The sequence below is a fragment of the Nocardiopsis halotolerans DSM 44410 genome (genome assembly GCF_000341065.1).
GTDB lineage: Bacteria > Actinomycetota > Actinomycetes > Streptosporangiales > Streptosporangiaceae > Nocardiopsis > Nocardiopsis halotolerans.
Genome location: NZ_ANAX01000345.1, coordinates 20,495 through 33,451, shown reverse-complemented (window position 1 = coordinate 33,451; position 12,957 = coordinate 20,495). Strand labels below are relative to the sequence as shown.

Here is a 12,957-nt window from a genome sequence, read left to right as displayed (position 1 = left end):
GGGCCGCCATGGCGGGGTCGCTCGCCTCCGGGCGGGACTGCGGCACGCTGGGTGCCTGGCCGGGCGACGGGCCCAGCGGTACGACGCGGTGCGGATCCAGGGCGGCGGTGCCGAAGGCCGGGGGAGCCTGCTCGGGCGCGGGTCTGTGCTGATGGCCCTGCGCGGGTTCGGCCGGGGCCGCGGGCGGCTGCGCGTCGGGGCGGCGCCGTATCGGCAGCCCGTTCTCGGTGGTGGCCCCCGACTCGTCCGAAGCCGTGTGGCCCGGGTGGTTCGTGGGCACCTCCATGGGCACCGACGTGTCCACGAACACGTGTCCGTCACGCAGGCTCACACCGGGGGTGCTCAGCAGCCAGGCGCGCAGCTCCTGCTGCCGGATGCCGATCCGGCTGAGCCGGATCCCGGCCTCGGTCATGCTGGGCGCGTCGCCCAACAGCTCACGGGTCTGCCAGCGAAGCCGGTTGGGGTCGTCGGCGATCAGCCACCCGTTGTGCATGCGCCGGTCGGTGAACAGGGTGATGATCACCCGCCACAGCGGCGTGTTCAGGGTCGGCACGTCCACCGGGTGGTCGGGGTGGGCGTTGATCAGGCGGTCGATCGTGGTCGCCGAACCCAGCTGCTCGGACAGTTCGCGCAGGTGCTTGGTGACCGCGGCGCCCTCGGGGGCGTTGAGCCACCGCAGCAGGCGCTCCTCCACCCTGCGCTGGGCGGCGCGGATCTCGGTGACGTCCACCGTGATCTGCTCCGACAGCACGCGGATGCTGATGGGGTCGGTGGCGAACAGGCGCTCGGCGGCGACGGTGCGTTCCAGCTCGGGCCAGGACCGGAACATCTCCTCGACCAGGTCCACCAGCGGGTGCTGGCCCAGGGCCGGGGCGGGGGGACGCTCCTCGGCGTGGTCGGCGCGCATGGCCTTGGGCGGGCCGAAACTGGGGCGGCGCAGGGTGCGTCCGGGGCCCAGAAGCGAGCTGCGGAACTGCGAGCGCAGGTCGCCCTCACCATTGCCTTGGGCGTCGTCGCCGTCCACCGTCCCGGAGTCCAGGGCGGACCCGGGGATCATCGCGGCGGAGCTGACCATGGCGGTGGACGCGCCCGCGGTGGAGGCGTCCGGCCGGTTCTCGGCCGGGGCGTCGGGCTCCTCCTCCGCGCGCTGGGCGCGCAGGGCCCGTAGGGTGCGGATCGCGCGGGTCGCCGGGGTCTGCGGCGGAGCCGGGTCGTGTCCGGCGCCCTCGGAGACCCCGGTCTCGGGAGTGGCTCCCGTGGCGGCGTTGAGGTACTCCAGCGCGCTGTGCACGTGTTCGGGCGCGGAGTCGGGCATCCAGTGGGCGATGGTGCGCACGGCCTCCATCATCAGCGCGGGGGAGGGCGTGGGGCCTCCGGGCAGCTCACAGCAGGGCTGGAGGGCCCGCCAGGCCACCGTGCTGACGATGTCGATGGCGTCGCATCCCGAGAGCTGCCATCCGCCGATCTCCTGCGGGCTCGTGGAGATGAGGCGCTCCCAGTCCCCGACGGTGGAGACGACCGCGCCGCGCACGGGTTCGGAGAGGTCGGAGCAGTCGACCGGCTGGGTGCGCAGGCTCGGCAGGAACTCGGCCAGAGGGACGTGCTCCCACTGTTCCAGCGCCAGGCGGGCGATGCCGTGGGCGAGCCAGGGCGGACCCGCGATGTCCAGTACACGTGCGACCGGCAGGGAGTGCCACCAGCCGTCGACGAGGCGGTCGTGGTGGAGCAGGGGTGCCACGTCCGGCGACCTCGACCACCGCAGAGCGGGCGCGAGGTCGACGAGGCAGATCGGAGAGACGGCGTTCATCCGCTGGGGACCTCGACCTCCTGGTGTCTGCACGTGAATTGGGGAGGAACCGCACGGGCCTTCGGTTCGATGCACCACAGTACGCCCCTCACCCGCGGGGAGGCCGGACGGAAGGCCGGTCCCGTGTGCCAAGGGTGGGCACGGCGAGCCGGGGGACAGGGGTGCCGTGAGCACTTCCCCGAGATCGTACGTCCCTTGGCGCCACATGGGTACCCCCAGGTAGGCCAGGTCCGCCGAGGCGACTTCGTGACTGCGCTGTGTGATCACCGTGACGAGGGCGTTCCGGCCTTCGGGCGCGCGTGGATATGTGACCTACCTCATATGGGACCTTCGCCTCTTTCCGGGACAACCGGTCGTTGGTGTTCACGCCGCCTTCACGCCCGCGCTTCCTTCGGGCAAGGGCCGGGTGCCGCGCGCGGAGGCAGAATCGGAAGGTGCCCGGCAAGCGCGCCGACACGTTCCGGCCCCGGCACGCCGTCACCGCTCGCGGGTATGCTGGACGGGCACTGTCCTCGTCCGAACGCGCTTCGGTCGGGTGGCCGCGCTCGGTGGCCGACAGGGTCGACGGTGTCGGAGACGGGTCGGTGGCCGGGCCGCGACCCAGCACCAGGATTGCCGCACCCCCGCACTCTCGGCTCTTCACAGGTGTGGGGCGGTCGAGCCGGATGATTGGTTGACGTGACAGACCTCGAAACGAATCCCCCCGTGGCCGCTCCTCCGAGCAGACCGGACCCCATCCGGTCCTACGTGGCCATCGGCGACAGCCTCACCGAGGGGATGGAAGACGACAGCGGACCCGACGGCGCGTATCGGGGCTTCGCCGACCGCCTCGCCGAGCACCTGGGCACGGTCACGCCGGACTTTCGCTACGCCAACCTGGGCGTGCGCGGACGCCGCATGAGGCACATCTTCGGCGAGCAGCTCGACCAGACGCTCGACTGGAAACCCGACCTGGTCACCGTCCTGGCCGGGGGCAACGACGTCCTGCGCCCCGGCAACGACCTGGACCGCCTGGCCGAGCAGTTCGAGTGGGGCATCCGCCAGCTGCGCGACGCCGGCATCCGCGTGGTGATCCTGTCCGGCCACGACACCGGCTGGATCCCGGTCCTGCGCTACTACCGCGGTCGCATCGCCGTGTTCAGCATGCACATGCGCGCCGTCGCCGAGCGCACCGGCACCGAGGTCGTCGACCTGTGGGCACTCAACGCCCTCACCGACTCCCGCGCCTGGAGCGAGGACCGCCTGCACCTCAACGGCGCGGGCCACCAGATCGTCGCCGCGCGCATCGCCGACCTCCTCGGTTTCCCGATGGGACCGCCCGAGTCCTGGACCGACCCGTGGACCACCCCGCCCCGGCAGCTGCCCCGCATCCTGCGCCGCAGGGAGAACCGCCGCTGGGCCCGCCAGTACCTGGTGCCGTGGCTGCGCCGCCGCGCCCTGGGCCGGTCCTCCGGTGACGGCCGCCTGCCCAGACGCCCCCGGTTGGACTACCTGCACGACGAGGCCACCCGCGCCGAGATCGCCAGGCGCATCGAGGAGGGCAGGGCGTACGAGGCGACCTACAACGGCTTCGACCCCGCCGAGAGCACACCGGTCAGCAGCCCCTCGGGTACCAGGGGTCCCGAGCCCGTGGACTGACCGCGCTCAGCTGCGCGACAGGGACTGGATGAGGGCGCTGACGCGTACCACGCCCAGACACTGGCCGTAGCCGTTGGTCGCGATCAGGTCGTCGTAGACCCGTTCGGTGTCCTGCCCGGCTACCCGCAGCGCCGCCAGCGCCGACATCCACGCCGGGACGGTGCGCGGTGCCTCCGCCAACCGCAGCGCCGGACGCTTGGCGTGCAGGGCGTGTCCGTAGCGGCCCGTCACCGACAGCAGGAAGCGCGTCCGGTCGACCACTCCCACCGGTCGTTCCCGGTGGTCGACGAGGACGAGGCTGTTCAGCGCGGGGTCCCCGGTGAAGGACTCCAGCACCTGCTCCGCGGTGGCGTCGGAGTCCAGCCCCACCGGCGGAACCATGAACTCGGTGACCCGTGGTCCCGTGTCCTCCGCGCCGTCCCGCCCGGTCTCGGGTTCGGGCACCGGGGTCACCCGCTCACCGGGCCGCCACGTCTGGTCGGCGAAGAAGGGGCCCGTCCCGACCCGTATCCCGCAGCGGCGCAACCGCACCACGTCCTCGGTCGAGCCCACACCCGAGGCCAGCGCGTACACGCCGCTGCCCCGCCCGATCCGGGCCAGACCCTCCACCACCGTGGCGTGGCGCTGGTCCCCCGCCACCCGGGAGACGATCGGCGGATCGATCCGCATGAGGAACGGCGCGGCCTCCACCACCAGGTCCGGGCGCACCATCGCCGTTCCGAAGCCGCACCGGAACCCCGCCGAACGCAACCGGGCCACACCCGACACCACGGCCCCGCGCGGCAGTTCGGTCAGGTCCGGGCTGAGCATGAAGGTGATGTCGCGCGGTCGGCGGCCCGCACGGCGCAGCAGGCTCTCCGCCAGCGCCACGAACCCCTCACCGGCCAGGACACGCGCGGGCAGCGGCAGCACCAACGGCAGCAGGCTCTCGGTTCCGGCGACCTCCCGGACCAGGGCCAGGAGCCATTCCGCCACGGCCGTCTCCTCCTGGGCGGTCGCCTCGGTGTGGGCGCCGCGCGCGACGGGCGGCGGGGCGGCGGCGATCTCGACGGCCACCACGGCTCCGGAGTCCAGGTCCACGATGGGCCGGTAACCGGGAGCGCTCGGTGAGCGTCGTCGGGGCGCCTCGGCGACTCCGTCCGGGTGCGTCACGGGAGTGCGGTGGGAATCCAGGGCAGACACACTTCCATGGTGGCCGTGAACCGGGCCCACCTGAAGACGTGTTTTCGGCTGTTCCTCTCACCTTCACGGCCCGTTCCGTTTCACGGCCCGTTCCATGGCACCACACCGGGGGCGCCCATGGTCGGACGTCGGACACGACGACGCCCCCGCCGGTCGGCGGGGGCGTCGGTGCGGACCAGGTGGGGCCACACGGTCAGGCGCGGCGGAAGACCAGCGCGATGTTGTGGCCGCCGAACCCGAAGGACTCGTTGATGACCGCCACGTCGCCGGTGGGCATGTCCCGCGGCTTGTCGCGGACGATGTCCACGACCACGTCGGAGTCGAGCTCCTCGATGTTGATGGTCGGCGGGATGCGCCCGTCGTGCAGGGCGAGGATGGACGCGATCGACTCCACGGCGCCCGCGCCGCCCAGCAGGTGGCCGGTCATGGACTTGGTGGAGGTCACCGCGACCCGGTCGGCGGCGTCGCCCAGCGCGGAGCGGATCGCCCGGGTCTCACCGACGTCCCCGGCCGGGGTGGAGGTGGCGTGCGCGTTGACGTGCACGATGTCGTCGGGCCCGAGGTCGGCGTCGACCAGGGCCTGGGTGATGGCGCGGGCCTGCCCGGCGCCCTCCGGGTCGGGCTGGACGATGTCGTAGGCGTCGTTGGTGTAGCCCACGCCCGAGGCGTGCGCGTACACGCGGGCGCCCCGCTTGGCGGCGTGCTCGGCCGACTCCAGCACGAGGATGCCCGCGCCCTCGCCCATGACGAAGCCGTCGCGGCCCGCGTCCCAGGGGCGGGAGGCGGTCTGCGGGTCGTCGTTGCGCGTGGACAGGGCGCGCATGGAGGCGAACGAGGCGATGTTGAGCGGGTGGATCGCGGCCTCGGTACCGCCCGCGATGACCACGTCGGCGCGGCCGGAGCGGATCATGTCCACGCCGTTGGCGACGGCCTCGGCGCTGGAGGCGCAGGCGCTCACCGGCACGTGCGAACCGGCCTGGGCGGTGTACTCCAGGCTGATCGCGGCCGCGGGGCTGTTGGGCATGAGCATGGGCACGGTGAAGGGGGAGACCCGCTTCCAGCCCTTCTCGCGGAAGGTGTCGTACTGCTCCAGGATGGTGAGGATGCCACCGATACCGCTGGAGACCACCACGCCCAGGCGGATCGGGTCGACCTCGGGGGACCCGGCGTCCTCCCAGGCCTCCTTCGCGGCGATCAGCGCGAACTGCTGGGTGCGGTCCAGGCGGCGCAGGCGCGGCCGGGGCAGCTTCTCGGAGGGTTCCTGCGCGATCTGCCCGGCGAAGTGCACCGGAAGCTTCTCGTGCCACTCCTCCGGCAGGACGCTGATGCCGGAGCGGCCGTCGAGGAGCGCGGACCATGTGGTCGCGACGTCACCCCCGAGGGGGGTGGTGGCGCCGAGGCCGGTGACGACGACATCGGTCTTGGACATGATCCGATCGCCCTTCTCGTGGATCGATCCCGGCTGCGGGGCCGGGAGGCGTTGGCGGGTGCGGGGGAGGAGTCGGGGCCGCGTGTGGCGGCGNGGGGGGGCGCCCCCCCCCCGCCCCGACACGCTACTTCTGGATGAAGTTGATGACGTCCTGGACCGTCTTGAGGTCCTTGAGCTGGTCGTCGGGGATCTCCACGCCGAACTTGTCCTGGGCGGCGATGGCGATCTCCACCATGGACAGCGAGTCGATGTCGAGGTCGTCCACGAAGCTCTTCTCCGGGGTCACCTCGGAGGGCTCGGTGCCGACGATCTCCTCGATGATCTCGCCGAGGCCCTTCAGGATCTCCTGCTCGCTGTGGTTGGCCATGTCGCTCTTTCTCCTTGCTTGGTGATTCGCTGTCGGTTCAGGGACGCCACGTCGGCCGCGGCTCACGGCCCGACCGGACGTGGTGTTACCACGGGTTCGGGCGGTCGCTCAGGGGATACGGATCACCTGGGCGGCGTAGACCAGCCCCGCTCCGAAACCCAGGGTGAGTACGGTGCTCCCCGAGGGCAGTTCCCCGCGTCCGATCATGCGCGAGAGCGCCAGAGGGATGGACGCGGAGGAGGTGTTGCCAGCGGTGACGATATCGCGGGCCACGAGTGCCTGGGGCGCGCCCAGCCTCTTGGCGATGGACTCGACGATACGCAGATTGGCCTGGTGGGGGACGAACGCGGTCAGCTCCGAGGGCTCCACGCCCGCCTTCTCCATGGCTTCGAGGGCCACCTTGTACAGCTCGGTGGTGGTCCAGCGGAAGACCGCCTGGCCCTCCTGGTACAGGTACTTGTGGTCGCGCAGGTAGATCTTGTCGGCGCGCTCACCGGAGGATCCCCACACCACCGGGCCGATGCCGTGCTCCTCGGCGGCCGAGACGATCGCCGCACCGGCACCGTCGGCGAAGATCACACAGGTGCCGCGGTCGTCCCAGTCCACCCAGTCGCTGAGCTTCTCCGAGCCGATCACCAGCACGTTGCGGGAACTGCCGCCCCGGACCATGTCCGAGGCCACGCCCAGCGCGTAGCAGAAGCCCGCGCACGCGGCGTTGAGGTCGAAGGCGCCCGGCGCGGTGATGCCCAGCCTGGCGGCGACGGTGGCGGCCGTGTTGGGGATCTGGTCCTGCGCGGTGCAGGTCGCCACGATCACCAGGTCGACGTCCTCGGCGGACAGGCCGCTGGCGGCCAGGGCCTTGCCGCCCGCCGCGACGGCCATGCTCGCCACGGTGTCCTCGGGACCGGCGACGCGCCGCTCCCTGATGCCGACACGGCTCTGGATCCACTCGTCGTTCGTGTCGACACGGGCCTCCAGGTCGGCGTTGGTGACGACCCTGGAGGGCTGGTACTCACCGAAGGCGGTGATCGCCGCGCCCCCGGGGGCACTCGGGGATCTGAACATGGTTAGCCTTCCTGGTCGGTGGCCGCGGGGGATCCGGCGTGCTCCTTGATGAGGGCGCCGGCGCGGTCGAGGTCGTCGGGGGTCTTCACCGCGAGGAGTTCGATCCCGCGCAGCGCGCGCTTGGCCAGACCGGTGAGCGTGCCCGCCGGGGTGAGCTCGATGAGGGCGGTCACTCCCAGGTCGGCCAGGGTCCGGGTGCACGCGTCCCAGCGGACCGGGGAGGAGATCTGGGTGACGAGGCGCTCCAGGTACTCGCCACCGCTCCCGACCACGGCACCGTCGGCGTTGGAGAGCAGCCGCACCGTGGGGTCGGAGGGGGTCAGGGTGTCGGCGGTCGCCCGCACACGCTCCACGGCCGGGGCCATGTGCTCGGTGTGGAAGGCACCCGCGACCGACAGGGGGCGCAGCCGGGCCCGCGCGGGCGGGTTCTCGGCGAACGCGGCGAGCTGCTCGGTGGTACCGGCGGCCACGATCTGCCCGGAACCGTTGTCGTTGGCCGGGGTCAGCCCGGCGGCCCCGATCGCCTCCAGCACCTGCTCACGGTCGCCGCCGAGCACCGCGGTCATCCCGGTCTCGGTGCGCGCGGCGGCCTCGGCCATGCCCCGGCCGCGCTCGGCGACCAGCGCCAGCGCGTCCTTGGGGGACAGGACACCGGCGATCACGGCGGCCGTGAACTCACCGACGCTGTGGCCCGCGACGGCGTCCAGCAGGGAGTTCTCGGCGGGCAGCGCGGGGGAGGGGGCGGACGGGGGGCCGAGAACGGCGGAGGCCGCGACCAGACCGGCGCTGACCAGCAGGGGCTGGGCGACGGCGGTGTCACGGATCTCGTCCGCGTCCGCGGTGGTGCCGTAGCGCACCAGGTCCAGCCCGGCCACCTCGGACCACGCCTCGAGCTGCGAGGAGACACCGGGGAGTTCGAGCCACGGTGAGAGGAAACCGGGAACCTGGGCGCCTTGGCCGGGAGCAACGATTACAAGCACGACATCAACCTTGCCCTGTAGGAGATCACCAGTCAGAGGGGGAGTCACACGAAGTTCACTGACCACCGTTTGTGGGGACTCCACAAAAGCAGGTCAGACGCGTGTTCGCACACCCCGAACCGGTGGGAGAGATCACTCCTCGACGGTACTCGGCGTGCGTTTCCGGTGACGTGGGGCGGGGCGGTGTCCGCCTCCGGCCACCGGGGATCCGGGGCGCACCGCTCACGGGGCACCGCGGGATGCGAACCTGGAGGGGTGAACACCGAACCCCACGAGACCCACGATGACCAGGGCACCACGGTACCCCCGGACGGCGCGGAGGGAGCGGACGCGGCCGAGCAGGAGCGCGTCCGGGCCGAGACCGTGCGCCGCCTGGAGCGCTCCATGGGCGTACTCGGCACGGCCGCCGTGGCACGTATGGAGGAGCGGCTCGGCTGGTTCCGCCGCATGTCGGCGGAGGACCGCTCCTGGATCGGCCTGGTCGCCCAGTCCGGGGTGGCCGCCTTCGTCGACTGGTTCCGCAACCCGGTGCGCGGACGCCCGGCCATCACCGTCGAGGTCTTCGGCACCGCGCCGCGCGAGCTCACCCGCTCGGTCTCCCTCCAGCAGACCGTCGACATGATCCGCGTGGTCATCGACGTGGTCGAGGGCCAGGTGGAGGAACTGGCGGCTCCCGGCGGAGCCCAGCAACTGCGCGAGGCCGTCCTGCGCTACACGCGCGAGGTGGCGTTCAGCTCCGCCAAGGTCTACGCGCGCGCCGCCGAGGCACGGGGCGCGTGGGACGCACGCCTGGAGGCGCTGATCGTCGACGCCCTGCTGCACGGCGACCACGAGGACGGACTCCAGACCTGGGGGTCGGCGCTGGGCTGGTCGCACACCCCGGTCGTCGCGGTGGCCGGGGAGACCGGTGACGACGACGGCGGCAAGGTCCTGGACGACCTGCGCGCCGCCGCGCGCCGCCTCGGGCACGACGTGCTCGCGGGGATGCAGGGCACACGCGTGGTCGTGGTCGTCGGCGTGGGTGACCGCTACCCGAAGGAGGACCTCCCGGGGGCGGCGGCCGAGCCGCTGGCAGGGCTGTTCGGCCACGGTCCGGTGGTGGTGGGACCCGCCGTCCCCGACCTGCGGTCCGCCGGCGCCTCGCTGCGGGCGGCCGTCAACGGACTGCGGGCCGCCGTGGCCTGGCCGGACGCACCCCGCCCGGTGCTCGCCGACGACCTGCTGCCCGAGCGCGCGCTCCAGGGGGAGACCGAGGCGCGCAGGCAGCTGGTGGAGGAGGTCTACGTCCCCCTGCTCGGCGCGGGGTCGCCCCTGCTGGACACGTTGTCGGTGTACCTGGAGCACGCCTCGTCCCTGGAGGCCACCGCGAGGATGCTGTTCGTGCACCCGAACACGGTCCGCTACCGGCTCAGCAGGATCGCCGAACTCACCGGCCACACTCCCTCCGACGGACGGGGCTCCTTCGTCCTGCGGGTGGCGGTCGCCCTCGGGCGGCTCGCGGGGCCCCGGGAGGGCTGATCCGGAGGGTTCCCCCTCATGCGGGGGCGTCCCCCGTCCGTGGGTGGGCACGGTGCGGCCCGACCGTTGCCCACCATGTCGGTCCGCTTATGGAAGTTTCATCCACACCGGGTATGTCGGTAACTGGCCGTATACGCCCGAGGACCACATGAAAAGGGATAGCTTTGTGGTGGGCGGGTTGCCGAAGGGACCGATGAGGCTGGTACGTCACCCTCGGGCGAAGGTCCCCGCACCGCCCCGTCACGACGTTCTTGGGGGGTCAACGCTGTGGTCGAGCGACCGAGGATAGGGTCCCGGCTCTTCCGTCCGATGATCGATTACGTTCTCCAGCCCACCCAGGAGGGTGAGCTGCGCAGACGTGCGCTGTTCTGGCTGCCTGTGCCGATCCCCGTGCTGGGGCTGGTCCACCTTCTGGTCGGCGGCACCCTCGCCGCCTGGGGATGGACCATACTGCTGGCCGCCAGCGTGGGCGTGGGAACGCTGCTGCTGGCGCTGGTCGTACAGCCCACCCCCCTCCCCGAGGGGTTGGCGCCGCAGGCGTCCGCGCGCCGTTCCCTGCACCGCTTCCGCCAGATCACCGGGCTGCGTATCTCCCTGGCGCTGGTGCCGGTGGCGATCGGCGCGGCCGCGTCGGTGATCGGCGGCGGCATGTACCCGCTGTTCGCCGCGCTGGCGCTGGCCTGGCCGCAGCTGCTGATGGCCCTGCCCACCTTCTTCACCATCACCAGGGCGCGCAGGGCCATGGAGGCGTGGGGCACCACCGCCTACCTTTGGCACGCGCTGTCGCGTCCGGCCAGGGTGACCTGGCCGGTCGTCACCCCGCTGGCGCGGTCCTGGCGCGCACGCCGCGTCGAGAACTCCCGGCAGGCGTGGCGCAGGAAGCAGGAGGAGAGGGCCTGGAAGCGCGCCGTGCACGAGGAGAGCACGCAGGCGGAGGATCCTGCCGCCGACGAGCGCACCCGGCCCCTCCGGCCGGTGGGGGACCAGGGTCCCACCGACGTGATCCCGCATCTGGACTCCGAGCGGGGGAGGAGCTCCGAACGCGCCGACGGGGAGAGGCCGACCGAGGTCCTGCCGCACCTGAGCGAGCGGGAGTCGCAGGTCCGGCCGACCCGGGCGCTCCACCACCTGGACGGGGACGACAGGGCCGACTCCACCCCCTCCGACACCCCGCGCGGCACCGTGAACCGGGCCCGCCACATGCTGGAGCGGGGCGGCGGAGCCCTCGGGATCGCGGTGCGCCGCACCCGGCGCGGCACCCCGTCCACCCGCCGTCCGACCAGCAACAAGCCCTGACCCCGATCCGGCGGCTCAGACCCCGACGCGCAGACGCACCTCGGGCAGCGCGTCGGGGCCGCCGCCTCCGGGGCAGTGGTACCAGGCGGCGTGCGCCTCGCGCCCGTCGAAGGAGACCTCTCCGATGGTGTTGCCGAAGTAGGGGATGTCCTCCAGGTCCCAGCGCAGGCCGGGATCGGGGACCCGGGCCAGCCGCGTCAGCGCCCGTCCGACCAGGCGCAGCGGCCAGCTGACGGACAGGCGGACCATGCGGCGCATACCGGCCGGGGCCTGGTTGCACAGGGGTGAGGACACCAGCTGGGTCACCCGGCTGCCGTCGGCCACGTCCCGGTGTTCGGCGCGCGCCAGGTAGGAGAAGTGCACGTCCCCGCCCAGGAACAGGACGGTGGCCGGTGCCGGACCGCGCTCGCCCCGCGCGAGCTCCCCGACACCGTCGGAGAGACGGTGCAGGGAGTACCGGAACGCCGCCCAGTGCTCCAGGTCCATGCCCTGGCGCAGCCGCTCGGCCGGTCCCCGAGCCCAACCGCCCCAGGCACCCGCGCACACCGCCTCGTTCCACGCCTCCAGGTGGTGCACCGAGGGAGGCAGCAGGACCGGGACGGTCGAGGCGACCACCAGGTGGTCGGGTCCGCCCGTGAGGTGCTCGTCCAGCCAGTCGTGGCCCTGCGGGCCCAGGATCGACCGTGAGCCGTCGGAGGGGTCGCCCTCGCCCAGGGCGCGGGAGCAGCGGGTGTCGGCCACCAGGATCCTGACCGTGCCGATGTCGTGGCGGTGCCCCCACTGGTAGCTGGACGGTTCGCTGTGCGCCCGCCAGGCGAAGGCGTCGACCGCGTCGGCGGCGTCGCCGCGGGCGGTGTCCACCTCGGCCCAGAGGGGATCCTTGCCCCGCTCCTCCGGTGAGAGATTACCCACGTGCTGGTACACCCAGTAGGCGCCCAGGCCGTTGGTGACGCGCTCGTGCCACCAGGGGAGCGCGTCCATGGCACGGCGCCACGCGGCGGAGGTGTTCCAGTCGTCGCGGATGTCGTGGTCGTCGAAGACCATCAGGGTCGGCACGGTGGACAGCAGCCACCGCACCTGGGGGTCGCTCCAGGCCTGCCGGTACAGCTCGGCGTACTCGTCGTAGTGGACGACCTCGTCCGCGGGGGCGCCGGAGCCGTCCCGCTCGCGCGCACGGCGCAGGAAGGCGAGCATCGGCTCCTGGACCTCGTCGGCGTACACCTGGTCGCCGATGAGCAGCAGCGCCAGATTGCCCTCGACCGGTTCGTGGGCCAGCCGCCGCGCGGTCGCACGCAGCATGTCGGGGCCGTAGCGGACCACGCCCCCGGGATCGTCGCCCGTGGGCGTGTGGCAGGAACCGTACAGCAGCCGGGTGGGCGCGTCCGGCGCCATGGTGCGCACGGTGCTGGGCGGGAAGGGACTGTCGGGTTCGGGCCAGACGCGGTCCTCGCCCAGGAAGACCTCGTAGGGCAGGTTCACGCCGGGGGGCAGCCCCTCGACCGTGCACACGGCGTAGTGGTGCCCGTGCACGGTGAAGGTCCGCGCGGTCGCCTCCGTGCCGCCTTCGACCACGACGCGCACGGTGCAGGGAGCGTCCGTCTCCACCCACACCGTGGCCGTGCTCGGTGCCGGGTACCTGAGCACGGGACCCAGGAGTAAAGAAGCAGTCACCGTT

The 12,957-nt window shown here is 72.6% G+C and carries 10 protein-coding genes; 3 read left to right on the top strand and 7 right to left on the bottom strand.

Features of this window, described 5'->3' with window-relative positions; translation table 11 throughout:
- On the bottom strand, positions 1-1,807 hold a 1,807-nt coding region (locus tag D455_RS0125505; protein WP_020480245.1), incomplete at its 3' end, for a hypothetical protein.
- 747 nt (positions 1,808-2,554) lie between these two features.
- Here D455_RS0125505 and D455_RS0125500 point away from each other — a divergent pair.
- Positions 2,555-3,445, top strand: coding sequence for an SGNH/GDSL hydrolase family protein (locus D455_RS0125500; protein WP_017573496.1), 891 nt, complete (start codon positions 2,555-2,557; stop codon positions 3,443-3,445).
- Positions 3,446-3,451: 6 nt separating this feature from the next.
- Here the strand turns inward: D455_RS0125500 and D455_RS0125495 are convergent, their stop codons facing one another.
- The 5 genes from D455_RS0125495 to D455_RS0125475 all read right to left on the bottom strand — a co-directional run bounded on the left by D455_RS0125495 (position 3,452) and on the right by D455_RS0125475 (position 8,468).
- Positions 3,452-4,618, bottom strand: coding sequence for an EAL domain-containing protein (locus D455_RS0125495; protein WP_394296655.1), 1,167 nt, complete (start codon positions 4,616-4,618; stop codon positions 3,452-3,454).
- Between the two features lie 202 nt (positions 4,619-4,820).
- On the bottom strand, positions 4,821-6,056 hold the full coding sequence (gene fabF / locus D455_RS0125490) for a beta-ketoacyl-ACP synthase II (protein ID WP_017573494.1): 1,236 nt from the start codon (positions 6,054-6,056) through the stop codon (positions 4,821-4,823).
- A 124-nt stretch (positions 6,057-6,180) separates the two neighbouring features.
- Entirely contained in the window at positions 6,181-6,423 is a 243-nt protein-coding gene (locus D455_RS0125485) for an acyl carrier protein (RefSeq protein WP_017573493.1), read from the bottom strand.
- A 108-nt stretch (positions 6,424-6,531) separates the two neighbouring features.
- Positions 6,532-7,488: a beta-ketoacyl-ACP synthase III gene (locus tag D455_RS0125480; protein ID WP_017573492.1), complete on the bottom strand. Its 957-nt coding sequence runs from the start codon at positions 7,486-7,488 to the stop codon at positions 6,532-6,534.
- Positions 7,489-7,490: 2 nt separating this feature from the next.
- Positions 7,491-8,468, bottom strand: a complete 978-nt coding sequence (locus tag D455_RS0125475; protein ID WP_040685127.1) for an ACP S-malonyltransferase — start codon at positions 8,466-8,468, stop codon at positions 7,491-7,493.
- 255 nt (positions 8,469-8,723) lie between these two features.
- On the opposite strand from D455_RS0125475, the gene D455_RS0125470 reads away from it, so the two are divergent.
- Positions 8,724-9,986: a PucR family transcriptional regulator gene (locus D455_RS0125470; protein ID WP_017573490.1), complete on the top strand. Its 1,263-nt coding sequence runs from the start codon at positions 8,724-8,726 to the stop codon at positions 9,984-9,986.
- A 309-nt stretch (positions 9,987-10,295) separates the two neighbouring features.
- A complete protein-coding gene (locus D455_RS0125465) occupies positions 10,296-11,282 on the top strand; it encodes an MFS transporter (protein ID WP_017573489.1) in 987 nt (328 codons plus the stop codon).
- Between the two features lie 15 nt (positions 11,283-11,297).
- Here D455_RS0125465 and D455_RS0125460 read toward each other — a convergent pair whose 3' ends face one another.
- Positions 11,298-12,953 (bottom strand): alkaline phosphatase D family protein, encoded by a 1,656-nt coding sequence (locus D455_RS0125460; RefSeq protein ID WP_026122971.1) that lies wholly within the window; start codon positions 12,951-12,953, stop codon positions 11,298-11,300.
- Positions 12,954-12,957: the final 4 nt, after the last annotated feature.

Bases quoted from the DNA above. Each gene is read 5' to 3' on its own strand.
- fabF (WP_017573494.1), bottom strand. From the start codon at position 6,056: ATGTCCAAGACCGATGTCGTCGTCACCGGCCTCGGCGCCACCACCCCC.
- D455_RS0125485 (WP_017573493.1), bottom strand. From the start codon at position 6,423: ATGGCCAACCACAGCGAGCAGGAGATCCTGAAGGGCCTCGGCGAGATC.
- D455_RS0125480 (WP_017573492.1), bottom strand. From the start codon at position 7,488: ATGTTCAGATCCCCGAGTGCCCCCGGGGGCGCGGCGATCACCGCCTTC.
- D455_RS0125465 (WP_017573489.1), top strand. From the start codon at position 10,296: ATGATCGATTACGTTCTCCAGCCCACCCAGGAGGGTGAGCTGCGCAGA.